Origin of the sequence: Pseudomonas sp. A2, assembly GCF_023100865.1 — a bacterium.
Classification (GTDB): Bacteria; Pseudomonadota; Gammaproteobacteria; order Pseudomonadales; family Pseudomonadaceae; genus Aquipseudomonas; species Aquipseudomonas asiatica.
Genome location: NZ_CP039127.1, coordinates 5,523,500 through 5,547,009, shown reverse-complemented (window position 1 = coordinate 5,547,009; position 23,510 = coordinate 5,523,500). Strand labels below are relative to the sequence as shown.

The window sequence follows — 23,510 nt, the reverse complement described above, 5'->3', positions numbered from 1 at the left end:
GCAAGCCAGCTCCCACAGGTACAGCGCGGGCCTCAAGGTCGGCAGTGTACCTGTGGGAGCTGGCTTGCCGGCGATGAGGCCAGTACAGGTTGCCGCGTTGCGCACATGTTTGCGTTATAATCCCGCCCTTTAGCCGCCACCCGCCCAAGAGGCCGCTGGCGCATTTCTACCGAATGAAGAGGCTAATCCCTTGGCATTGACGATTCTTGGCCTGTCCGGCGCCCTTAGCCATGACCCTTCCGCGGCCTTGTACATTGACGGCAAACTGATTGCCGCCGCCGAAGAAGAGCGCTTCGTGCGTGACAAGCATGCGAAGAACCGCATGCCCTACGAGTCGGCGAAGTTCTGCCTGGAACAGGCAGGCATCAAGCCATCCGACGTCGACGTGGTAGCCATCCCGTTCGCCCCGATCAGCCTGTTCGGCAAGGCGCGCTGGCACTATGCCAAGCGCTACTGGTACGCCCCGGACCGCGCCCTCGACGCCATCCTGATGGGCAACCGTCGCTACAAGCGCTACCGCAAGAAGATTGTCTGGTGCCTGGAGCAACTGGGCTTCGACCCGAAAAAGGTCAAGATCGAGCCGGTCGAGCACCACCTGGCCCACGCCTCCAGTGCCTACCACTGCTCGGGCTTCAAGGAAAAAACCGCAATCCTCGGCATCGACGGTAAAGGCGAATACGCCACCACCTTCTTTGGCTACGGCGAAAACGGCAAGATCCACAAGATCAAGGAGTTCTTCGACCCGGACTCGCTGGGCGGCTTGTACGGCGCGATCACCGAGTTCCTCGGCTTCGAGATGCTCGATGGCGAGTTCAAGGTCATGGGCATGGCGCCGTATGGCGACGCCAGCAAGTACGACTTCTCGCGCCTGGCCAGCTTCGAAAACGGCGAACTGGTGATCAACACCGAATACGCCAACGTCATTGGCCTGCGTCGCTATAAAGAGAAGGGCAAGGGCTTCTACTTCTCGCCGAAGCTGATCGAGTGGCTGGGCCCCAAGCGCGAAGGCGACATCGCCGACGAGCCGTACATCCATTACGCGGCCAGCATGCAGGCGCTGTTCGAAAAGATCGCCCTGCAGATGATCGACCACTACCTGGGCGACGTGCTGCGTGAAACCGGCAAGCTGGCCTTTGCCGGCGGTTGCGCGCTGAACGTCAAACTCAACCAGAAGATCATTGCCCGCCCAGACCTGAAAGAGCTGTTCGTTCAGCCGGCTTCCGGTGACGCCGGTACCGCCGTGGGTGCTGCCGCCTACGTTTCCCACGCCCGTGGCGTACCGGTCGAGAAGATGGAACACGTCTACCTCGGCCCTTCGTACTCCAACGAAGACGTGATCGCTGCCTGTGCCCGTCACCCGAACGCACCGAAGTGGCGCAAGCTCGACGACATGCCGCAGCGCATCGCCAAAATCATGGTCGATGGCAACCCGGTGGCCTGGTTCCAGGGCCGCATGGAATTCGGCCCCCGTGCCCTGGGCGGCCGTTCGATCATTGGTTGCCCGAGCGTGCCGGGCGTAGCCGACCGCATCAACGAGCAGATCAAGTTCCGCGAACGCTGGAGACCTTTCTGCCCGTCGATGCTCGACACCGTCGCCCCGCAAATGATCAAGGTCGACCACCCGGCGCCATTCATGACCTTCACCTTCGAAGTGGCTGAAGAGTGGAAGACCCGCGTGCCGGAAGTGGTCCACGAGGACGGCACTTCGCGTGCCCAGGTGCTCAAGCGCGAGTACAACCCGCGCTACTACGACATGATGAAGGCGCTGGAAGAACTGACCGGCAACGGCGTGTCGCTGAACACCTCGCTGAACCGCCGTGGTGAACCGATGATCTGCTCGCCGACCGACGCCCTGAACATGTTCTTCGGCTCGGACCTGCAGTACCTGATCATGGAAGACATCCTGGTTGTGAAGGACGGCGCGGCCCCGTATGACCAGCCGCTCTGAACCGCGCATCCTGCAGTTCTGCCATGGCTATGACGGGCCGTTCCTGGACTGCGCCCGTCAGTACGCCAGCCTGTTCCAGGGGCGTGGCTACCAGGTCACCACGGTGTTCCTCACCGGCGCCGCCGACCCGCTGGTAGCGGCCGGCTGCGCCTCGGACGAGGTGCTGTTCCTGGAGTTCAGCTCCAAGGCCGTGCGCGGCCTGAAACTCGGCGCCATCCGTGCATTGCGGCGGATCGCGGCCGAGCGCAATTTTGCCTTTTGCATTGCCCATCGCTTCAAACCGATCTACGTGGCGTTGCTGGGCACCGGCTTGCCGGTGATCGGCGTGCACCATGCTTTCGGTGACTACGAGCGCAAGGGGCGACGCATCTTCGCCAACCTGTTCAGCAAGCGTCTGAGCTTGCTGGGCGTGTCGGACGCAGTGCGTGACGATATGCGCCGCTGTCTGTCGCAGTGGCCGGCAGATCGTATCCAGACCTTGTATAACCGCATCGACATCGACGCCCTGCAAGCAGCCCTGGTTCCACGCGCCGAGGCCCGTCAGGCCTTGGGGCTGGACGCACAGGCGTGGATTGTCGGTAACGTCGGGCGCCTGCACCCGGACAAGGACCAGGCCACCCTGCTGCGTGGCTTTGCCGAAGCGCTACCGGGGCTGCCGGCTGGCGCCCGCCTGGCAATCCTTGGCAAGGGGCGCCTGGAAGCCAGGCTCAAGGCCCTGGCCGCCGAGCTGGGCATTGCCGGGCAAGTGGACTTCCTTGGCCAGGTGCCGGATGCGCGCCGTTACTTCCAGGCATTCGACGTATTCGCCCTGAGCTCCGACCATGAGCCGTTCGGCATGGTCCTGCTCGAAGCCATGGTCGCCGGTGTGCCGGTACTGGCCACGGCCTGTGGTGGTGCCCGCGAAGTGGTGGAGGGTGTTGGCGTGCTGTTCCCTCTGGGCGATGCGGGGCAATTGGCCCAGGGCCTGAAACACATGGCTGTGCTCGATGGGCAGCAACGCCAGGCCTGTGCCGAGCACATGCTGCAGCGCCTGCGTGAACGCTTTTCCGACCAGGCGGTGCGCGAAGCATTCTGGCAACTGCCGCAAGTCCGCGCGTTGGTGGGGCAGGCCTGATGCTCAACCGTATCCAGGCCTTCCGCGAACGCGGTTGGCAAGTTATCGACGCCAAGGCCTATGCCGAGGCATGGGCCCGGTTTGGTGGCAGTGTCGCCACCCATCCCCAGGTGGTCGAGCAGCTGGCGGACCTGGCGCAGATCCCTGTGCGTTATCTGGGCTGGCACCAGGCCGGCGAGCTGAAAGCCGCCATTCCTACCTGGGGGCGCCACCTTGCGCTGTCCAAGGACGTGCTCAAGCGTGCCGGCAAAAAGGCCCTGTTCGACCTGGGCAACGCCGAGATCATCCTGCCGGCGGCGGCCGATGCCGCTGCACCGTTGCGCCATGCCGCGCGCTACCTGTCCGAACTGAACCAGGGCCGCTTCAGCGGCCTCAAGGCGCAGAAGGAACAGCTGGCCATGGCCCGCGCCCACGAAGACCTGTCGAAGAAGTTCCGCTACAACCAGCGCCGCGAACTGCGCCTGCTGGAAGAGGCGGGCGGTGTGGTGCGCCCGATCGGCGACTTCAGCGCGCAGGAAATCGCCAGCATGTACTGCGACCTGTTCCAGCGCCGCTGGGGCTTCCCTGCCACCGGTGCCGAGCGCATGGCCGAGGTGCTGGAACGCCTGCGCGAGCTGCTGATCGGCTCGGTGCTGCTGTTGGACGGCAAGCCGATTGCCATCCAGCTGGTTTACCGTGTCGAAGCGCCGGAATGGATCAGCGTCGAGTACATCAATGGTGGTGTCGACCCTGAAACCAAGGCCTTCAGCCCCGGCAGCGTGCTGAGCTTCCTCAATACCCAGGCCGCCTGGGAAGACGCCCGTGCGCGCAACAAGCCGCTGCGGTTCTCGTTCGGCCGTGCCGACCGCGAGTACAAGGATCGCTGGTGCAACCCCGTACCGGTGTATCAGGCGTGAGTCGCAAGCAGCAGTTGCTCAAGCGCCACCGGCGCAACAAGCGCCTGGGCCTGTTGGCGGGCCTGGTCGCGCTGGTGGCCATAGGTGCGTTCAGCTGGTGGTGGTTGCCACTGCTGCTGTTGCCGCTGTTGTGGGCGGCCCACGAGGCCTGGTTTGCCGACCACCTGTTCTACGCGCCAGGCGAGGACTACGCCTACGACTTCGGCGAGCAGACCCGGGAGGCTCCTGCCAGCCTGAGCGGCGGCTTGCTCAAGGCTGAGTGCGTGCTGCAGGGCAACGAAACCCTGGTCCTCGAGTTGCGGGTAAAAAGCAGCTGGCTGGGGCGCTTCCTGGACCCGCAGGTCGAGCTGGTGGCTGGCGAGCAGGCCGACCGGCAAACCTTCGAGCGCGGCGTCGATGGCGTGCGCTTCCTCAACCTCACCGGCCTCGCCGCACCTCTGCAGGCTGGCGCGTTGCGCCTGCGTGGCCGGCATTGCCGGCTGGCGGGCCAGCCGCGCTTGTGGATAACCCCGGCGGTCGAACTGCAACGGCGCCGGGTGATGGTGATCGCGCCGCATGCTGATGATGCCGAGCTGGCCGCTTACGGCCTTTACAGCCAGGCCGACGAAGCCTGGCTAGTGACCCTGACCGCTGGTGAAATCGAGGCCGAGCACTATCAGCAGATGGGCTTGGCAAAGGCCGAGGCCGCGCGTCTGAAGGGCCGCCTGAGGGCCTGGGATAGTGTTGCCGTGCCACGCTGGGCCGGTGTGGCGGAATCGCGTTGCGTGCAGCTGGGCTACTTCTGCCTGCAACTGCCTGCCATGCAGGCTGCGCCAGACCAGCCGGCCGCTTCTCGCGAGGCCGACCTCGCCGACATTCGCGTATTCCGCCGATTCAACCCTTTCCCGCTGCCGGCCGATGTCGATGGCGCGCCGACCTGGCGCAACCTGCTCGCCGACCTGCGGGCCTTGCTGGAAATGGCCAGGCCAGAGGTGCTGGTGATGCCGCACCCGCAGCTCGACCCGCACCCCGACCACATCTGTGCCCAGGCAGCGGTGCTGGAAGCCTTGCAAGGCCTGGCCTGGCAGCCGCAAACCCTGCTGTGCTACGCCAACCACCTGCATGACAACGACCGCTGGCCGATGGGCGACAGTGGTGATGGCGTGGCCCTGCCGCCACAGCAGGACGCTGTCCAGGCCTGGGCTCCTTGCAGCCTGGTACTGGACCTGGCGACCCAGCGCGACAAGGCCATGGCCCTGGGCATGATGCACGACCTGCAGCCGCCAGCACCGTTCAAACGCCGCCTGCGCCGCTTGTTGCAGCGCTGGTTGGCCGGGCGGCGGTCGTCGCCTTACGGCGAGAACGAATTCTTCCGCAAGGCCGTGCGCCGACATGAACTGTTCTGGCGGCGTGAGCTGTAGCCGCGCCCCATGGTTGACCGCGATGGCGCAGAGCGCCCAAGGAACCCAATGAAAGTCCTATTTCTGGTGCAGAAGGAACAGCGGGCGATTCTCGACCGCCTGTACGATGGCGTCGCGGCCAACTGCGAGTGCGACCTGCGCTGGTTGACCAGCGAAGACCAGCGCAACCTGCGCCGCTATTTCAAGCGTGAAGTGCAGGTCGAGCGTTATGACCGCATTGTTTTCTTCCTGCGTTTCAAACAGGAAATCCGTCAGGCGGCATTCATCCGTACGGTGCCGAACCTGGTCATCCTCGAGCACGATGCCTACCAGAACTACATCCCGTGCAAGTACACCGGCAAGTTCAGCGCCCATTACCGCAAGCTGCCCTGGGCGCGGGTGATCAGCTCAGGCTACATGGTTAGCGAGCGCCTGCGTCAGGAAGGTTTCGACGCCGTGTTCGTGCCCAAGGGCTACGACGAGCAGTTGCTGGCCGACCAGGGGCGTGAGCGCGACATCGAACTGGCCTTCGTCGGCAGCACCAACAGCGTGGCCTACAGCGGCCGCAAGGCATTGCTGGACGAACTGGGCCGCGTCGAGAACCTGGTGGTGACTCGTACCAAATCGGGTGAAGACTACTGCAACACACTCAACCGGATCCGCTTCTTCGTCAGTGCCGACGTCGGCATGGGCGAATACATGATCAAGAACTTCGAAGCCATGGCCTGTGGCTGTGTGTTGCTGGCGTATGACCAGGGCGAGGAAGAGAACCACGCACTGGGCCTGCAGGACATGCACAACGTGGTGTTCTATGACAGCATCCCGACCCTTCAGGAAAAGCTCCGCCGTTTGCGCGCGGACCCTGAACTGGCCCGGCAGATTGCAGAAAATGGTCGCCACCTGGCGGTTTCCCGTTTCAGTTTCGGGGCTGTTGGACGTAGCATCGTCGACCACATGCGCCCGGCGCTCAGGCCCCATCCGCCGTTGTCTGCATGGCAGCGGCTGCGCCTGAAGCTGGGCATCTAACATAAGAACTTTCGCGCCTGTGGAACGGGCGTTGGAAGTCGAAGTCGCAATGCGGAGGGAGTCCGGTGCGCTTTTCAAATGAGAGTGATGTCACGCTCGTCGTGACCAGTTGTGGGCGGTTCGATCTGCTCAAAGATACCCTTGAGAGTTTCGATCGCTACAATACCGCGCCCATTCGCGAAGTGTTCATCACCGAAGATTCCGGTGACGATGCAGTGCATGCCGCTGTGCCTGAGCACTGGAAACCGCACTGCAAGGTGTTCGTAAACCGGCCCAAGTTGGGCCAGTTGCCGTCTATCGACCTGGCCTACAGCCACGTCAAGACGCCCTACATCTTTCACTGCGAGGACGACTGGCACTTCTATCGCCAGGGCTTCGTCGAAGACTCCCGGGCCATTCTGGAGGTCAGCCCTGATCTGTTGCAGGTGTGGCTGCGCAGCCATGCCCATGACCTGGCCATCCACAGCCCTTACATTCACCTGGGTGATCGCCGGGTGATCGCCGGGGTGCCTTGCTACCCACTGCTGTCCGATAAGGCCGAGTGGCAGGCGTTTTCGCTCAACCCCGGATTGCGCCGTTTGAGCGATTACCAGCGTTGCGCGCCATTTGCCGCCTATGCTGGAGAGAAGGCACTTTCCCGGCGTTATTCTGAGTTAAACCTGACAGCGGTCACCTTGGAGGGTGATGCAGTATTGCACACTGGATTTGGTAATCACGTGACCTTGCCCATCGAAGTGGAACGCAAGGCCAAACGTCGTAAACGTGATCGGATAAAGTTGGCATTGACGCTGGTGGCGGGTGCCGTGATTGGCATGGGAATCACCATTTTTGTTCAGTGAAGTCGCTGTCCCACCTGACATGAGCGGGAGAGGGCCCATGAACATCGTCAATGTGATGTGGGCGGGTGGAACGCCGTACATGTCCATCCACAAGGTGCATCGGCAGGTGCTGTCACACGCGGGTGCCGATGCCCGGATCAGTAACTGGCTGCTGCTGGGTAGCGGGCTTTGCTGTGGGCTTGGCTCGACCCGGGAGTGGCATATGCCGTCACGGGCGCTGAAAGGGCGGCACTTCTGGCGCCTGTTGCGCCCATGGTTGCGCATGCGCTTGCGCAAGGCGCTGAACGAGGCCCAGGCTGAAGTCGTGCTGCTCGACGGTGTCGGTGTGGCGCGGTTGGTGTTGCCGTTGTTGCAGCAGGTTCCGCAGGTGCGTGCCAAGGTGCTGTTCCACGGCAAGACGCGCCTGAGTGCCAGCGATGTTCGCCTGCTGCGCATGTTTCCGGCCGAGCGTCTGAGCATCGCCGCCGTTTCACAGACACTTGCCACGTCACTCGAACACGACCTGGGCAGGCCAGTGCGGACCTTGCGCATGGCCCTTGACCCGCTGGCTTTCGCCGAACCGTTGTTGAGTCGGGACGCAGCCAGGCAGGCCCTGCAGTTGCCACAGGTAGCAGGGGTAATGCTGGGCGCGGTCGGGCGGCTGGTGGAGAGCAAAGGTTTCGAGATGCTGATCGAGGCGTTCGCCAAGGCCAGTGCGCGCCAGTCGGACCTGCAATTGGCAATCATCGGCGAAGGCCCTCTGCGTGCGGTGCTGCAGGCTCGTATCGACGCGCTTGGCCTGGCTGGTCGTGTTCACCTGAGTGGTCACCGAGACGACCTGCAGCAGCTGTACCGGGCATTCGACTGGCTATTGGTGCCTTCGCGCTCCGAAGGCCTGGGGCTGGTGGTGCAGGAGGCGGTCATGGCCGACGTGCCGGTGGTATGCAGCGACCTGCAGGTGTTCCGCGAGCAGTTGCAGGACACCGGTGGCTACCTGCCCGTTGCCAATGAAAATGCCTGGGCCGAGGCGATCGAGCGTTGCTCGGTGCTCGGTGCCCCGGCGGTAGCTGCCCGGCAGCGCCAGGCGCTGGCCCCGGAGCGGGCCTGGCAAGCATTCTGCAATGGCTCGCAAAGCCTGCTGCGCAGTTGATGCTCAGCGTGCCAGCAGGGCTGCCTCGAAGGCGGCAAGGGGGAACCGGTCACCCAGGTTCTCCCGCTCGATATAACGCACCATATGCTGCACATTGCGCCGAATCATGCGCGCCGACAGCGGCGGGCGCAGGAAGCGCATGTCGGCAACGTCGATCAGGCCCAGTTGCTGGTCGGGGGTGACCACCACATTACCCAGGTGCAACGAGCGGAAGTACACGCCGCTGCGATGCAACTGGCGAATCAGTTCGATCAGGCGCGGCAGGTAGGTGTCCCAGCTGAAACCCTCATCGCGCGACATCTGCAGCAAGGTTCGCCCTGGCAGCGGGCGGTACAGCACGGCGGTACGCCCTGGCAGGTCGAGCTTGTGCTGGCTGATCACCTCCAGGGTGGGGATGCCCAGCTGTGCAAGGCGTGCGGCGTTGTCGACGAAGCGCTGCGAGTACGGGCGCAGCAGTGCAGATGAAATCAGCCGCTTCCTACGAAAAACCTTGAGGAAATTACCATCCGCGAGCAGGTAGACTTTGGCGCCATGGCTATCTGCCTCAAGCACCTGTGCGCCTTGTGTCAGCTGATCGAAGTCGACCTGGGGGAGCCGGGAGCATTGCATGAATAGAGCCTTGTCGTCGGGCGAACAGAATGACCGGCAATAATGCCGAAAATAATGTTGTAGCACCATTGGATGGTGTCTTTGATTCATCGGGGGAAAGGATGTTGTATCAAAATAACTGGGCGCAAGCCTGGTTGGGGTTTGGTCTGGTCTGGTTCCTGGCAGCGATTGCCCTGGCACCGAGCAACAAGGTCTATCAGCAAGGCCTGGTGCTGTTCCTGTGGTTGCCGACGCTGGTAATGGCGTGGTCCGCAAGGCAGGTAATAGTGCAGGCCTGGCGGCGTCAGCCGGCCTTGTGGGGGAGTGTGTTGCTGCTGCTGGCGTGGAGCGGGCTCAGCCTGGTCTGGTCGGCCGCAGAAAACCCGGGGCGCGAGGCCAAGCGCCTGCTCTACATCCTGGTATTCCTGCTGGCGTTCCCGCTGCTGGGCCAGCTTGGCCAGGCCCGCATTCGTCAACTGTTGCTGGCCGGCAGCGCCTTGCTGGCCGTTGCCGCATTGATCTCGGTAATCCATTTCTACGGCGTGCTGGGCATGCCATTGCTGGCCCGGCTGGAGGGCATCGGCGAGATATCGCACCCGATCCTGGGCGCCTATGTCATCGGTTCGGCCGTGCTCTTCCTGCTTTACGAGCCGCCGCGGCAACGTGGCCTGCAGTTGTTGTGGCTGGTGGCGCTGGTGTGTCTGGGTTTGTTTGCCATGCTCAGCCAGAGCCGTGGGGCAATCCTGGCCCTGGTGCTCACCGTGATCCTGGCCCCGTTGTGGTTCCGTGACCGCCACAGCCGGGTGTTTGCCGTGCTGGCGGCCATTTCCACCTGCCTGGCCTTCTATCTCGTGTACGACCTGATCGCCCAGCGCGGTTCGTCCTACCGGCCGGAAATCTTCCACGCCGTGGTCGACATGATCGCCGCACATCCCTGGACCGGCCTTGGCCTGGGCGCTGCCTACGACGTCAGTGCAGTGGGCAAGCACTTCGACCATACCCACAACATGTTCACCCACATCGCAGTGGAGTTGGGCCTGCCCGGCATGCTGCTGTGGGTCATGGTGTGGCTGTACACCCTGGGCGAAATCGTCCGCGCACGTGGCACGTTGTTCGGCAAGATCCTGCTCGGTTTCTGGGTGTACTCCACCCTGGCCATGCAGTTCGATGCCGCCAGCCTCACTGGTACGCCACGTGCCGAATGGTTCATCAGCTGGCTGCCCGTGGGCCTGGCCATGTTGCTGCCATGGGGGAGTGCCGAAAATGATGCCTGTGGTAAAATTTCCGGTTCAACCTGAACAGCGAGCTTGATAATGGCCGAAACACCGCGACCGGCGGAACACACCTCCAGCCTGAAGATCTACTTCCGGCTGCTGAGCTATGTGAAACCCTATGTCGGCATTTTCCTGCTGAGCATCATCGGTTTCGTGATCTTTGCCTCGACCCAGCCGATGCTGGCCGGGATCCTGAAGTATTTCGTAGATGGGCTGAGCAACCCCGAAGCGGTGTTGTTCCCAAACGTTCCCTACCTGCGCGACCTGCAACTGCTGCAGGCGGTGCCGCTGCTGATTATCCTGATCGCCGCGTGGCAGGGGCTGGGCTCGTTCCTCGGCAACTACTTCCTGGCCAAGGTTTCCCTGTGCCTGGTGCACGACCTGCGTGTGGAACTGTTCAACAAGCTGCTGGTGCTGCCTAACCGCTACTTCGACAACCACAACTCCGGGCACCTGATCTCGCGCATCACCTTCAACGTGACCATGGTCACTGGTGCTGCGACCGATGCGATCAAGGTGGTGATCCGCGAAGGCCTGACCGTGGTGTTCCTGTTTGGTTACCTGCTGTGGATGAACTGGCACCTGACCCTCGTTATGGTCGCCATCCTGCCGGTAATCGCGGTGATGGTCAGCGTCGCCAGCAAGAAATTCCGCAAGCAGAGCAAAAAAATCCAGGTAGCCATGGGCGACGTCACCCATGTCGCCTCGGAAACTATCCAGGGCTACCGCGTGGTGCGCAGCTTCGGCGGCGAGGCCTACGAGGAGCAGCGTTTCGGCAAGGCCAGCCAGAGCAATACCGACAAGCAGTTGCACATGACCAAGACCGGCTCGCTGTACACGCCGATGCTGCAGCTGGTGATCTACACCGCCATGGCCGCGCTGATGTTCCTGGTGCTGTTCCTGCGCGGTGATTCCACTGCCGGTGATCTGGTGGCCTACATCACCGCCGCCGGCCTGTTGCCCAAGCCGATACGTCAGCTTTCGGAAGTCAGCTCGACCATCCAGAAGGGCCTGGCCGGCGCCGAAAGCATCTTCGAGCAACTGGACGAAGAGCCTGAAGTGGATACCGGTACCGTCGAGAAGGAGCGGGTGGAAGGGCGCCTGGAAGTGCGCAACCTCAGCTTCACCTACCCGGGTACCGAGCGTGAGGTGCTGAGCGATATCAGCTTCGTAGCCGAGCCAGGGCAGATGATTGCACTGGTCGGCCGCTCCGGCAGTGGCAAGTCTACGCTTGCAGCGCTGATACCGCGCTTCTATCACCACGACCAGGGGCAGATCCTGCTCGATGGCGTGGACATCGAGAACTATCGCCTGCGCAACCTGCGTCGCCACGTTTCGCAGGTGACCCAGCATGTCACCCTGTTCAACGATACCGTGGCCAACAACATCGCCTATGGCGACTTGGCCGGCGCCCCGCGCGCCGACATCGAAGCCGCTGCGGCCGATGCCTATGCCAAGGAGTTCGTCGACCGGCTGCCGAAAGGCTTCGATACCGAAGTGGGTGAGAACGGCGTGCTGCTCTCCGGCGGCCAGCGCCAGCGCCTGGCGATTGCCCGGGCACTGCTGAAGAATGCGCCGCTGCTGATCCTCGACGAAGCCACCTCGGCGCTGGATACCGAGTCCGAGCGGCATATCCAGGCTGCCCTGGACCATGTGATGCAGGGCCGTACCACGCTAGTGATCGCCCACCGTCTGTCGACCATCGAGAAAGCTGACCAGATCCTGGTCATGGACCAGGGGCGCCTGGTCGAGCGCGGCACCCATGCCGAGCTGCTTGCGGCCAATGGCCATTATGCCCGCCTGCATGCCATGGGCCTGGATGAGCCGGCCAAGGCCGATATCACCTGACCCCTCGCTGATCGGGGCCATCGCGGCCCCGATTGTCACGGGAATTTTCCTGGGGTGATCTGGCCATAAAGCCGTCGTCTACCCTGTGCTAATATCCTGTCCCTGTTCATTATTTCCATATGGGTTGCCCATGAAGTTGTCCATGCCGCGTTTCGATCAAGCCCCGGTACTGGTGGTCGGCGATGTCATGCTCGACCGCTACTGGCATGGCGGTACTTCACGTATCTCGCCTGAAGCGCCAGTCCCGGTGGTCAAGGTCGATCAGATCGAGGATCGCCCCGGCGGCGCGGCCAACGTTGCCTTGAACATCGCCGCCCTGGGTGCACCGGCTTCGCTGATTGGCGTCACCGGCCAGGATGAGGCCGCCGACAGCCTGGCCAACAGCCTGCAAGCTGCAGGCGTGCGCTCGGTGTTCCAGCGCATCGCGCACCAGCCGACCATCGTCAAGCTGCGGGTAATGAGCCGTCACCAGCAGTTGCTGCGCATCGATTTCGAAGAGCCATTCGCTACCGACCCGCTGTCGCTGGGTGCGGAGGTCGACAGCCTGCTCGAGGGCGTCAAGGTGCTGGTCCTGTCCGACTACGGCAAGGGCGCACTGAAAAACCACCAGAGCCTGATCCAGGCCGCGCGGGCCAAGGGCATTCCGGTGCTGGCCGACCCCAAGGGCAAGGATTTTTCCATCTACCGTGGCGCCAGCCTGATCACTCCCAACCTCAGCGAGTTCGAGACCATCGTTGGCCGTTGCGCCGATGAGGCCGAGCTGGTCGCCAAGGGCCTGCAACTGCTGCAGGACCTGGACCTTGGCGCCTTGCTGGTGACCCGTGGCGAGCACGGCATGACCCTGCTGCGCGTCGGCCAGCCGGCGCTGCACCTGCCGGCGCGGGCGCGTGAAGTGTTCGATGTGACCGGTGCCGGTGATACCGTCATCTCCACACTCGCCGCGGCCATCGCTGCCGGCGAGGACCTGCCCCACGCGGTGGCCCTGGCCAATCTGGCAGCGGGCATCGTGGTCGGAAAGCTGGGTACGGCTGCGATCAGCGCCCCCGAGCTGCGCCGGGCGATCCAGCGTGAGGAAGGCTCCGAGCGCGGCGTGCTGGGCCTGGAGCAACTGCTGCTGGCCATTGATGACGCGCGGGCGCACAAAGAGAAGATCGTCTTCACCAACGGCTGCTTCGACATCCTGCATGCCGGGCATGTCACCTACCTGGAGCAGGCGCGGGCCCAGGGCGATCGCCTGATCGTCGCGATCAACGACGATGCCTCGGTCAGCCGCTTGAAAGGGCCGGGTCGGCCGATCAACAGCGTCGACCGGCGCATGGCCGTACTGGCCGGGCTGGGGGCGGTGGACTGGGTCATCAGCTTCCCCGAGGGTACGCCGGAGAACCTGCTGAGCCAGGTCAAGCCGGACGTGCTGGTCAAGGGTGGCGACTATGGCATCGACCAGGTGGTGGGTGCCGATATCGTCAAGGCCTATGGCGGTACCGTGAAGGTGCTGGGGCTGGTCGAGAACAGCTCGACCACGGCGATTGTCGAGAAGATTCGCAAGAACTGATCGATCCCGGGGCCGCTTTGCGGCCCATCGCGACACAAGGCCGCTCCTACAGCAGGTCACGCAACTTCAAGGCTTGCGCGATCCCCTGTAGGAGCGGCCTTGTGTCGCGATGGGCTGCGAAGCAGCCCCAGAGTCTTACTTGTGCAATGAGGTCCGCGCCCGCTCCAGCAGCGCTCGCGCCTTGTCGCCAAACCGCTGCAGGTGCGATGCCCGCACCGGCTTGTTCTCCATCAATCCCTGCTGCTTCACCCAATCCTTCCAGCGCACCCGCTCGTCCGTGACCACCCAGCCATCCTGCCGGGCAAAACTTTCGGCCAGGTACAGCCCGCGCGTGCTTGCCGGCACCAGTTCGTCCTTCTTCACGGTATACAGCTCAGCCAGTGGCTGGCCGTCCTTCAATGGCATCAGGTACAGGTCTGGTCGTTTGCGATTTAGCCGCGCCACCAGTTGGTCGCCCTCCAGCCGCTCATCAACGTGGAACAGGCTGAGCTTCTTGGCGTCCCGGGGTACTTGCAGGCGCATGTCGTAGATCAGTTGCAGCGAGGCGGTGGGCAAGTGCACATACGCCCGCGGCCGTTCCAGCAGCATCAGCTTGCCGCAGTGCACCGGGCGCGCGGCACCCGACTCCGGGGCCAGCACGAAGTGCGGCGTTTCGCGGTAGTGCAGGGCGGCAGCGTAGGGCACCGGCAACCAGGTGTCGTTGAAGCGCCCGCCCAGCCAGCCTTCCGGGGTTTCCAGCAAGCATTCCTCGGCCACTTCCTGCACGGCCGTGTGCAATGGCAGGTTCAGCTCCTGCGCCGGCACATAGCCGGAAATCAGTTTCAGCACCACATCGCCACGGTCTTGCCGGCGCTGACGTACCAGCACCCAGTAATCGCGGTTCTGCCAATGCAGGGTCAGCCGTACCGACACGCCAAGGTTGGCCAGTTCGATCACGAAGCGCTGCACGTCGGGCAGCTGGATAGCCTTGCGCCGTTGTTGGATCTGGGCAAAGTTCAGCGGCATGCCGATGCTCTGATAGATCAGCCCTTCGGGCGTGGCCTCGACATGCAGCGGCAGTGTCTTGAAGTTGCTCGGGTTCTTGCGGATCAGCGTTCGCGCCACGAGGCTCCTCCTTGCGTCGGGTCAGTCCAGGCCCGCGGGCCTGGGGCAACTCAATGCTGGCCCAGGATACGGGCGACGGTGGCCACGTTGTGGGCCAGGTGCAACGGATTGATGGTGCCGACGATAGCACTGCTGACGCCGGGGTGGGCGAACAGCAGCTCGAAGCTGGCCTGCACCGGGTCAACGCCCGGGGCCAGGCAGATATGCCCGCTGGCCAGGGCCTTCTTCACCAGGATGGCCTTGCCGTGTTCGGCAGCGTAGTCCAGCACCGGGCGTTCTGCCTGTTCGTTGAGGTTGTAGGTGACCATGGCGCAGTCGCCTTGCTCCAGCGCCTTCAGGCCGCCGGCGACGGTCTTGCCGGACAGGCCGAAGCCGAGGATCTTGCCCTCCTGCTTGAGCTCGGCAAGGGTCTGGTAGACCTCCTGCTGTTCGAGGATCGCTAGGTCGTTGCCGTCGGAATGCACCAGCACCAGCTCGATGCGATCGGTTTCCAGGCGCCGCAGGCTGCGCTCCACCGAGCGGCGGGTGTGGGCGGCGCTGAAATCGAAGTGCGATTGGCCATTGTCGAATTCTTCGCCAACCTTGCTGACGATCACCCATTCATCGCGCTGGCCGCGCAGCAGCGGGCCCAGGCGCTCTTCGCTGCGGCCGTAGGCCGGGGCGGTGTCGATCAGGTTGATGCCCAGCTCGCGGGCCTGGGCCAGCAGCAGGCTGGCTTCGTCATCGCCGGGGATGGTGAAGCCGGTGGGGTACTTCACGCCCTGGTCGCGGCCCAGCTTGACCGTGCCCAGGCCGAGCGGCGAAACCTTGAAGCCGGTGCTGCCCAAGGGGCGATGGAAGTCGTGCAGGGTCGGCAGGCTCATGGCAGCAGTTGCTCCCAGGCCGGTACGCCCAGCGGTGGGCGTGGCAGGTCAGCCAGGTCGGCCTGCGCCTGTGGGCGGATACCGTCGCGCTCCAGGTGGCTGATGACCCGGTCGCTGAAGTCCGGTGCCAGGGCCAGCTTGGTTGGCCAGCCCACCAGCAGGCGTTGCTGGTCGGCGAGGAAGGCGTTGTCCGGGCGTACCAGGCCCGATTGCGCCGGTTCCGCTCGGTCGACCCGCAGGGTGGCCCAGCGCACCTGGCTCTGGTCGACCCATGGCAGCAGGCTGGCGATTTCTTTCTGTGCCGCGGCGATTTGCGCAGCCGGCTCGCGGGCAACGCCGTCGGCTTCGGCCAGGTCGCCACCCAGGTACCAGACCCACTGGCCATCGGCGGCCGGGTGGGTGGTCACCGTCACCCGTGGCTTCGGCCCGCCGCCCAGGCAATGGGCGTAAAGCGGTTTAAGGTTGGCACCCTTGGCCATCACCATATGCAGCGGGCGTGTCTGCATGGCTGGCTGGTTGAGGCCCAGGGCATGCAGCAGCTGCTCGGTGCCGGCGCCGGCGCTGAGCACGATACGCTGGGCGCGGATGTCGCGCTCGTCGACGCGCAGGCCAACCAGGTCTTCGCCCTCGCGCAGCGGCTCGATGTGCTCACCGGCCAGCAGGCTGTCGCCTGCCAGCTCGGCCAGGTTGGCCAGCAGGCTGGGTACGTCGATGACCAGTTCGGCCAGGCGATAGACCTTGCCTTTGAAGGCGCGGTCCTGCAGCGCGGGCGGAAGTTGCTCGCCTTTCACCTGGTCGACCCTGCCACGCACGGCCTTGCTGGCGAAGAAACTGGTGAGATTGCCGGCCAGGGTGCCAGGCGACCACAGGTAATGCGCGTCGGACAGCAGGCGAGTGCGGGTCAGGTCCAGCTCGCCGCTGCCGCTCAGCGCTTCGCGCCAGCGTCGCGGCATGTCGGCGATGGCTTCCGAAGCGCCGGTGAGGGCGCCATGCAGGGCGTACTTGGTGCCGCCATGGATGATGCCCTGAGACTTGATGGTCTGCTCGCCGCCAAGGCTGGCGCGTTCCACCAGTACTGTCGAGTAGCCCAGCCGGCGCAGGCGGGCATTGAGCCAGAGGCCTGCGACCCCGGCGCCGACGATCAGCACGTCAGTGGAAATGGCAGATGGCATGGCGGTACCTCGAAGACTGGGACAGCTGGCAAGTATACAGGGTATACCTGTGATGGCCCTATCGCCGGCAAGCCAGCTCCCACAGGGATGGTGTTGACCCTGCGGCTGTATCAACTCTGTGGGAGTTGGCTTGCCGGCGATGAGGCCCGTACAGGCTGCCTCAATGCCCAGCAGTCTTCGAAAACAGCTGAATCACCACCACCCCACCCACAATCATGGCCATCCCCAGCATCGCTGGCACATCCAGCTTCTGCCCATAGATCACCAGCGCTGCCACACTGATCAGCACAATCCCCAGCCCCGACCAGATGGCATAGGCGATCCCCACCGGAATGCTGCGCACCACCAGGGTCAGCATCCAGAAAGCAATGCCGTAACCAACCACCATCAGCAGCAACGGCACGGGCGTGTTCAAGCCTTTCACCGCTTTCATGGAAGCGGTGGCGATGACTTCGGCGCAGATGGCGATGGCGAGGTAGGTGTAGGCATTCATGGCGAGATCCTCCGTTAGCTGACCGCAGATTCTAGTCCCACCCCGAATGGGGTAAAGTCATTGCCTATCACTATGCGAGATAGGTTGATGGCCGAGCACTGGAACCTTGAACAGTTGCGTACTTTCCTGCGCGTTGCAGAACTGCGCTCGTTCTCTGCCGTGGCCCGCGAGCAGCGCAAGGCCCAGTCGGCAATCAGCAGCGCGATCGCCCTGCTCGAGACCGACCTGGGGGTAACCTTGTTCGAGCGCAGCAGTGGCCGGCAACCCAAGCTGACCGAGAACGGCAGCGCCCTGTTGGAAGATACCCGCGAACTGTTGCGCCAGTGCGAGCGCCTGGATGGCCGTGCGTTGGCGCTGATGCGCGGGCAGGAGGCCTTGTTGCGGGTCGCCCAGGACGAAGCCATGCCATACCAGCCGGTCATTGACAGCCTCGACGAGCTGGCCAGCCGCTACCCGTTCCTGGAGGTGCAGCTGGCCAGCGGTGCCCAGGGCGATGTGGCGCGCAAGCTGGTGGAGCGGCGCGCCGATCTTGGACTGTTCTTCCACCACGAGAGCATCCCGGCCTCGCTGGAGCGACGCGCCTTGGGCAGTGTGGAAATGGTCACGGTATGCGCGGTCGGCCACCCGCTCGCCGGCGAAGGCCGGGTTACCCGGCAGCAACTGGCGCGCCACCGACAATTGCTGATTGCCCCGCAGCAAAGCGGCTACCCCGGCGGCGAAGCGATCAGCCCGCAGGTGTGGCGCGCCGACAGCTTCTACGCCATGGCCGAACTGCTGATGCGCGGCCTGGGCTGGGCCTGGCTGCCGCGGCACGTGGTGCAGTACCCGACCTATCAGGCGCACATGGTCGAACTGGACAGCGAGTGGCGGCCACCGGCCTTGGTGGTGGAGCTGGCCTGGCGCCGCGACGAGCCACTGGGGCCTGCCGCGCAGTGGCTGGCCGAGCGCTTTGCGGTGCACCTGTGCGCGATCGGGTAAACTCCGCGGCCATGAACAGAACTCTCTATACCTTGTTGTTTCACCTGGGCCTGCCGCTGGTTGCGCTGCGCCTGTACCTGCGCGCGCGCAAGGCGCCGGCCTATGGTCAACGCATTGGCGAGCGCTTTGCTTTCAGGCTGCCGGTCATGCGCCGGGGCGGCATCTGGGTGCATGCGGTATCGGTGGGCGAGAGCATTGCGGCGGCACCGATGGTGCGCGCCTTGCTCAAGGCCTACCCGGAATTGCCGATCACGCTTACCTGCATGACTCCGACCGGTTCAGAGCGCATTCGTGCCATGTTCGCCGACGAACCACGCGTGCAGCATTGCTACCTGCCCTACGACCTGCCTTGGGCGGCAGGGCGCTTTCTCGACCATGTGCAGCCGAAGCTGGGCATCATCATGGAAACCGAGCTGTGGCCCAACCACATCCACCAGTGTGCGAAGCGCGGCATTCCGGTAGCGCTGGCAAACGCACGCTTGTCTGAGCGCTCGGCCCGTGGCTATGGGCGCTTTGCCAGGCTGACCCGGCCGATGCTGGCCGAGATGAGCCTGATTGCCGTGCAGACCGAAACCGAGGCCCAGCGCTTCCGTGACCTGGGCGCGCGTCCGGATTGCGTACAGGTCACCGGTTCGATCAAGTTCGACCTGAAGATCGATGAGCAACTGTTGCCGCGTGCCAAGGCATTGCGTGAACAGTGGGGGGCTGCACAGCGCCCGGTGTGGATCGCGGCCAGCACCCACGAAGGTGAAGATGCGTTGATCCTGCAGGCACATCGGCAATTGTTGCAGGTGCATGGTGATGCCCTGCTGATCCTGGTGCCGCGCCACCCCGAGCGATTCGCTGCGGTGCATGCGCTGTGCAGCGAACAGTTCACCACCGTGCGGCGCTCTGCCGGCACGCCGGTTGATGCGCAGACTCGCGTATTGCTCGGCGATACCATGGGCGAACTGCTGTTCCTCTATGCCCTGGCCGACATTGCCTTTGTCGGTGGCAGCCTGGTGGCGACCGGCGGGCACAACCCGCTGGAGCCCGCGGCGCTGGCCTTGCCGGTGCTGATGGGGCCGCATGTGTTCAACTTCCTCGAAATCAGCGCGATGCTACGCGAGGCAGGGGCGTTGCAGCAGGTGGACGATGCCGACGGGCTGGCCGAAGCGGTGCGGCGGCTGGTCGAGTTGCCGCAGGATGCACAGCGCATGGGCGAGGCGGGCAGGGCGGTAATGTGGGCCAATCAAGGGGCATTGCAGCGCTTGCTCGATGGCCTGGGTGCACTTATCCGCTGAGTCTGGTGTTGGATTTTCTGGCCTCATCGCCGGCAAGCCAGCTCCCACAGGTACTGCACGAGGCTTAAGGCCATTGGAGAACCTGTGGAAGCTGGCTTGCCGGCGATGAGGCCATCAAAAGCAACCCACCCTGCGGAAAATACATCCCTATCTCAGGGGCGACGCTCGAAGTTCTTCGCCGCTGCAGCCGCCAGGTCCGGCGGCAGGAAGTCCTTGTCCGGGTTGTAGTCCGGTTTGAGGTACCGCTTGAGGTCCTGCAGGTCCTGCGGGCTCAAGGTGCCGGCTGCCTGCTTGAGGCTCAGGTTGTCGAGGATGTAGTCATAGCGGCTGTTGTTGTAGTCGCGCACCGAGGTGTACAGCTGACGTTGGGCGTCAAGCACGTCGACGATATTGCGGGTACCCACCTGGTAGCCGATCTCGGTGGCTTCCAGCGCGCTCTGGTTGGAGATGATCGACTGCTTGCGCGCCTGCACCTGTTCCACGTCGGTATTCACTGCGCGGTGCAGGTTGCGGGTGTTTTCCACCACCTGGCGGCGCAGGCTTTCACGCTGCTGCTCGGTCTGGCTCAGGCGCTGGTAGGCCTCGCGCACCTGCGAACTGGTCAGGCCGCCGCTGTAGATCGGGATGTTCAACTGCAGGCCGATGCTGGTCTGCTCGACGTCGCCGCTATAGCGCGTAACGGGGGCCGGTGCGGGGTTGGTGAAACCGAAGTTGTCGTTGTCACCCTTCTGATACTTGGCAACTGCGTCCAGGGTCGGCGCGTGGCCGGCCTTGCGCTGGCGCAGGGTTTCCTCGGCAGCGACGACCGCGTGGTTGGTGGCCAGCAGGTTGAGGTTCTGGCGCCCGGCGGTTTCGACCCAGGCCTTGGCGTCGTTGGGCGTAGGCACCTGCACTGGCAAGGTATGGACCACGCCTTGAATCGACGTGTATTCCCGGTTGGTCAGGGTCACCAGGGCCTCGAAGGCATCCTGTACCTGGCGCTCGGCAATGATTCGGTTGGCCCGCGCCGTGTCGTAGCTGGCCTGGGATTGCAGCACGTCGGTCTTGTCGGAGAGGCCGACGTCGAATCGTTCGTTGGACTGGTCCAGCTGGCGCTTGAAGGCCGCTTCCTCGGCCTTGGTCGCGGCCAGGTTGTCCTGGGCACGGAGCACGGCGAAGTAGTTCTGTGCGGTTTGCAGAATCAGGTTCTGCTCGGTCGCCGACAGCTCCAGCGCCGCCTGTTCGTTGACCGCCTCGGCCGCCTGCAACTGGAACCAGCGATCAGCGCGGAATATAGGTTGCGCCAGGGTTGCGCTCCAGGTGTTGCCGCTGCGGTTGCTGGTGGCCGATGGTTCGTCCAGCTTGGTGCGGGTGTTCAGCATTTCGGCACCGGCCGACAGGTTAGGCAGCAACCCGGCGCGAGCCCGCGGTACCACTTCGCGGCGGGCGCCGTAATCGGCGCGGGCCGCAGCCAGGTCAGCGTTGTTGTCGACCGCTTCCTGATAGACGCTGACCAGGTCGGTTTTCACTGTAGTGGGCACGTCCGCTGCCCAGACCACTCCGTTGGACGCACAAGACACGGCTATTGCCAGTGAGAGTTTGCGCAGCATAGAGGCAATCCTTGTACGAAATTTAATTACTGAACTGTTGAGTATCGAGCGACGGGCCAGTGTAGTGCCATGCGCACCCGGCAACAATCGCTCGGGGTGCCTTTCATCATCCGCGCATTTACCTGCTTGGCTTTGCCGACCACTCCAGTCTAGACTGCGCATGTTCTTGTCGGGGTGCCTTGAAGCAAAGGCTGAGATCGCAAAGTTGCGGATCCCGTTGAACCTGATCAGGTTAGCGCCTGCGTAGGGAACAAGATTGCTCGCCTTCCCGGGGAGCCTCTTGTGCCAGGTCCGGGAATGTCGCAGCTGCATGCAGCTTCAGGCACCCCCATATCCGGCACTGCACCCATCAAGGGTGCGTCCGCGCCTTTCAGGTTCACCCCGACATTCCACTGCTAGGAAGCCGTCTGGAGAGCCTGTGATGACCAAACAAGAAAAAGCGATCAACCTCAGCGAATCGGCACAAGTCGATCAGCAGTCCGTGCAACCATTCCCGCGTTCGCGCAAGGTGTATGTCGAAGGCTCGCGCCCGGACATCCGCGTGCCCATGCGTGAAATCAGCCTGGACGACACCCCTACCGATTTCGGTGGCGAGTCCAATGCCCCGGTGCTGGTCTACGATACTTCCGGCCCGTACACCGACCCCAACGTTGTCATCGACGTGCGCAAGGGCCTGGCCGATGTGCGTTCGGCGTGGATCGAGGCACGCGGTGACACCGAGCGCCTGGCCGGCCTGAGCTCCGACTTCGGCCAGCAGCGCCTGAACGATGCCGAACTGGCCAAGCTGCGTTTCGCCCACGTGCGCAACCCGCGTCGGGCCAAGGCTGGTGCCAACGTCTCGCAGATGCACTATGCCCGCCGAGGCATCATCACTGCCGAGATGGAGTACGTGGCCATCCGCGAAAACATGAAGCTGCAAGAGGCACGTGCCGCTGGTCTGCTTGACGAGCAGCACGCCGGCCATAGCTTCGGGGCCAACATCCCGAAAGAAATCACTCCTGAGTTCGTCCGCCAGGAAATCGCCCGTGGCCGCGCGATCATCCCAGCCAACATCAACCACCCGGAAGTGGAACCGATGATCATCGGCCGCAACTTCCTGGTGAAGATCAACGGCAACATCGGCAACAGCGCCCTGGGTTCCTCGATCGAGGAAGAAGTGGCCAAGCTGACCTGGGGCATCCGCTGGGGTTCGGACACGGTCATGGATCTGTCCACCGGCAAGCACATTCACGAAACCCGTGAGTGGATCATCCGCAACTCGCCGGTGCCGATTGGTACCGTGCCGATCTACCAGGCCCTGGAAAAAGTCAACGGCGTGGCCGAGGACCTGACTTGGGAGCTGTTCCGTGACACCCTGATCGAGCAGGCCGAGCAGGGCGTGGACTACTTCACCATCCATGCCGGCGTACTGCTGCGTTATGTGCCGCTGACTGCCAAGCGTGTCACCGGTATCGTCAGCCGTGGTGGCTCGATCATGGCCAAGTGGTGCCTGGCACACCACAAGGAAAACTTCCTGTACACCCACTTCGAAGAAATCTGCGAAATCATGAAGGCCTACGACGTCAGCTTCTCGCTGGGCGACGGCCTGCGCCCCGGCTCGATTGCCGACGCCAACGATGCCGCGCAGTTCGGTGAACTGGAGACCCTCGGCGAGCTGACCAAGATCGCCTGGAAGCACGACGTGCAGTGCATGATCGAAGGCCCCGGCCACGTGCCGATGCAACTGATCAAGGAGAACATGGACAAGCAGCTGGAATGCTGCGACGAGGCGCCGTTCTATACCCTCGGCCCGCTGACCACCGATATCGCTCCTGGCTACGACCACATCACCTCGGGCATTGGTGCGGCTATGATCGGCTGGTTCGGTTGCGCGATGCTCTGCTACGTCACGCCCAAGGAACACCTGGGCCTGCCAAACAAGGATGACGTGAAGACCGGCATCATCACCTACAAGATCGCCGCTCATGCCGCCGACCTTGCCAAGGGCCACCCGGGTGCGCAGATTCGTGACAACGCCTTGTCCAAGGCACGCTTCGAGTTCCGTTGGGAAGACCAGTTCAACCTCGGCCTGGACCCGGACACTGCCCGTGCCTACCACGACGAGACCCTGCCTAAGGAATCGGCCAAGGTCGCGCACTTCTGCTCGATGTGCGGGCCGAAGTTCTGCTCGATGAAGATCACCCAGGAAGTGCGTGAATACGCCGCCAAGATCGAAACCGTGGATGTGACGGTCGAGCAAGGCATGCGTGAGCAGGCCGAGCGGTTCCGCCAGGAAGGCAGCCAGCTGTATCACAAAGTCTAAGACCGCTGGGGCCGCTTTGCGGCCCTTTCGCGACGCAAGGCCGCTCCCACAGGGACCGCGCACGGCTTGAGGCCAGCGCGGTTTCTGTGGGAGCGGCCTTGTGTCGCGATACGAGGACGCAGTCCTCGCCAGG

Annotated in this window: 19 protein-coding genes and 1 riboswitch; of the genes, 13 read left to right on the top strand and 6 right to left on the bottom strand. The window is 63.6% G+C overall.

The window, feature by feature from the left end; genetic code table 11:
- Positions 1 to 190 precede the first annotated feature (190 nt).
- The 7 genes from E5221_RS25675 to E5221_RS25645 all read left to right on the top strand — a co-directional run bounded on the left by E5221_RS25675 (position 191) and on the right by E5221_RS25645 (position 8,331).
- A complete protein-coding gene (locus tag E5221_RS25675; protein ID WP_247846638.1) occupies positions 191 to 1,948 on the top strand; it encodes a carbamoyltransferase in 1,758 nt (585 codons plus the stop codon).
- Positions 1,932 to 3,062: a glycosyltransferase gene (locus tag E5221_RS25670; protein WP_247846637.1), complete on the top strand. Its 1,131-nt coding sequence runs from the start codon at positions 1,932 to 1,934 to the stop codon at positions 3,060 to 3,062. Before E5221_RS25675 ends, E5221_RS25670 begins: the two co-directional genes overlap by 17 nt.
- A complete protein-coding gene (locus E5221_RS25665; protein WP_189121408.1) occupies positions 3,062 to 3,958 on the top strand; it encodes an antimicrobial resistance protein Mig-14 in 897 nt (298 codons plus the stop codon). The genes E5221_RS25670 and E5221_RS25665 overlap by 1 nt, the downstream gene beginning before the upstream one ends.
- Positions 3,955 to 5,358 (top strand): PIG-L family deacetylase, encoded by a 1,404-nt coding sequence (locus E5221_RS25660; RefSeq protein ID WP_189121407.1) that lies wholly within the window; start codon positions 3,955 to 3,957, stop codon positions 5,356 to 5,358. The genes E5221_RS25665 and E5221_RS25660 overlap by 4 nt, the downstream gene beginning before the upstream one ends.
- A 48-nt stretch (positions 5,359 to 5,406) precedes the next feature.
- Positions 5,407 to 6,363 (top strand): glycosyltransferase, encoded by a 957-nt coding sequence (locus E5221_RS25655; protein ID WP_061550414.1) that lies wholly within the window; start codon positions 5,407 to 5,409, stop codon positions 6,361 to 6,363.
- 65 nt (positions 6,364 to 6,428) lie between these two features.
- Positions 6,429 to 7,202, top strand: coding sequence for a hypothetical protein (locus E5221_RS25650; protein WP_039612457.1), 774 nt, complete (start codon positions 6,429 to 6,431; stop codon positions 7,200 to 7,202).
- A 37-nt stretch (positions 7,203 to 7,239) separates the two neighbouring features.
- Positions 7,240 to 8,331 (top strand): glycosyltransferase, encoded by a 1,092-nt coding sequence (locus tag E5221_RS25645; protein WP_039612456.1) that lies wholly within the window; start codon positions 7,240 to 7,242, stop codon positions 8,329 to 8,331.
- A 3-nt stretch (positions 8,332 to 8,334) separates the two neighbouring features.
- Here E5221_RS25645 and E5221_RS25640 read toward each other — a convergent pair whose 3' ends face one another.
- Positions 8,335 to 8,940, bottom strand: coding sequence for a toluene tolerance protein Ttg8 (locus E5221_RS25640; protein WP_015272032.1), 606 nt, complete (start codon positions 8,938 to 8,940; stop codon positions 8,335 to 8,337).
- Positions 8,941 to 9,041: 101 nt separating this feature from the next.
- On the opposite strand from E5221_RS25640, the gene E5221_RS25635 reads away from it, so the two are divergent.
- The 3 genes from E5221_RS25635 (at position 9,042) to hldE (ending at position 13,593) form a co-directional block, all read left to right on the top strand.
- Positions 9,042 to 10,217 carry an O-antigen ligase family protein gene (locus tag E5221_RS25635; protein WP_247846636.1) on the top strand — a complete coding sequence of 392 codons (1,176 nt, stop codon included), beginning with the start codon at positions 9,042 to 9,044 and terminating at the stop codon, positions 10,215 to 10,217.
- Between the two features lie 15 nt (positions 10,218 to 10,232).
- Complete coding sequence (gene msbA / locus E5221_RS25630) at positions 10,233 to 12,041, top strand: lipid A export permease/ATP-binding protein MsbA (protein ID WP_061550411.1); 1,809 nt, start codon at positions 10,233 to 10,235, stop codon at positions 12,039 to 12,041.
- Positions 12,042 to 12,171: 130 nt separating this feature from the next.
- Positions 12,172 to 13,593 carry a bifunctional D-glycero-beta-D-manno-heptose-7-phosphate kinase/D-glycero-beta-D-manno-heptose 1-phosphate adenylyltransferase HldE gene (hldE, locus tag E5221_RS25625; RefSeq protein WP_247846635.1) on the top strand — a complete coding sequence of 474 codons (1,422 nt, stop codon included), beginning with the start codon at positions 12,172 to 12,174 and terminating at the stop codon, positions 13,591 to 13,593.
- 135 nt (positions 13,594 to 13,728) lie between these two features.
- On the opposite strand, the gene E5221_RS25620 is transcribed toward hldE, so the two are convergent.
- From E5221_RS25620 to E5221_RS25605, 4 genes are all read right to left on the bottom strand, one after another.
- On the bottom strand, positions 13,729 to 14,697 hold the full coding sequence (locus E5221_RS25620; RefSeq protein WP_247846634.1) for a metal ABC transporter ATPase: 969 nt from the start codon (positions 14,695 to 14,697) through the stop codon (positions 13,729 to 13,731).
- Positions 14,698 to 14,747: 50 nt separating this feature from the next.
- Complete coding sequence (locus E5221_RS25615; RefSeq protein WP_247846633.1) at positions 14,748 to 15,560, bottom strand: aldo/keto reductase; 813 nt, start codon at positions 15,558 to 15,560, stop codon at positions 14,748 to 14,750.
- Positions 15,557 to 16,732 (bottom strand): FAD-dependent oxidoreductase, encoded by a 1,176-nt coding sequence (locus tag E5221_RS25610; RefSeq protein ID WP_061550407.1) that lies wholly within the window; start codon positions 16,730 to 16,732, stop codon positions 15,557 to 15,559. Before E5221_RS25610 ends, E5221_RS25615 begins: the two co-directional genes overlap by 4 nt.
- 160 nt (positions 16,733 to 16,892) lie before the next feature.
- A complete protein-coding gene (locus E5221_RS25605) occupies positions 16,893 to 17,225 on the bottom strand; it encodes a multidrug efflux SMR transporter (protein WP_013974468.1) in 333 nt (110 codons plus the stop codon).
- 87 nt (positions 17,226 to 17,312) lie between these two features.
- On the opposite strand from E5221_RS25605, the gene E5221_RS25600 reads away from it, so the two are divergent.
- Both E5221_RS25600 and waaA read left to right on the top strand, forming a co-directional pair.
- Positions 17,313 to 18,203: a LysR family transcriptional regulator gene (locus E5221_RS25600; RefSeq protein WP_247846632.1), complete on the top strand. Its 891-nt coding sequence runs from the start codon at positions 17,313 to 17,315 to the stop codon at positions 18,201 to 18,203.
- An 11-nt stretch (positions 18,204 to 18,214) separates the two neighbouring features.
- Positions 18,215 to 19,486, top strand: coding sequence for a lipid IV(A) 3-deoxy-D-manno-octulosonic acid transferase (gene waaA, locus E5221_RS25595; protein ID WP_247846631.1), 1,272 nt, complete (start codon positions 18,215 to 18,217; stop codon positions 19,484 to 19,486).
- A 152-nt stretch (positions 19,487 to 19,638) separates the two neighbouring features.
- Here the strand turns inward: waaA and E5221_RS25590 are convergent, their stop codons facing one another.
- Complete coding sequence (locus E5221_RS25590; protein ID WP_247846630.1) at positions 19,639 to 21,075, bottom strand: TolC family outer membrane protein; 1,437 nt, start codon at positions 21,073 to 21,075, stop codon at positions 19,639 to 19,641.
- A 160-nt stretch (positions 21,076 to 21,235) separates the two neighbouring features.
- Positions 21,236 to 21,342: riboswitch (TPP riboswitch) on the top strand.
- Between the two features lie 154 nt (positions 21,343 to 21,496).
- Here E5221_RS25590 and thiC point away from each other — a divergent pair.
- Positions 21,497 to 23,377, top strand: coding sequence for a phosphomethylpyrimidine synthase ThiC (gene thiC / locus E5221_RS25585; protein ID WP_247846629.1), 1,881 nt, complete (start codon positions 21,497 to 21,499; stop codon positions 23,375 to 23,377).
- Positions 23,378 to 23,510: the final 133 nt, after the last annotated feature.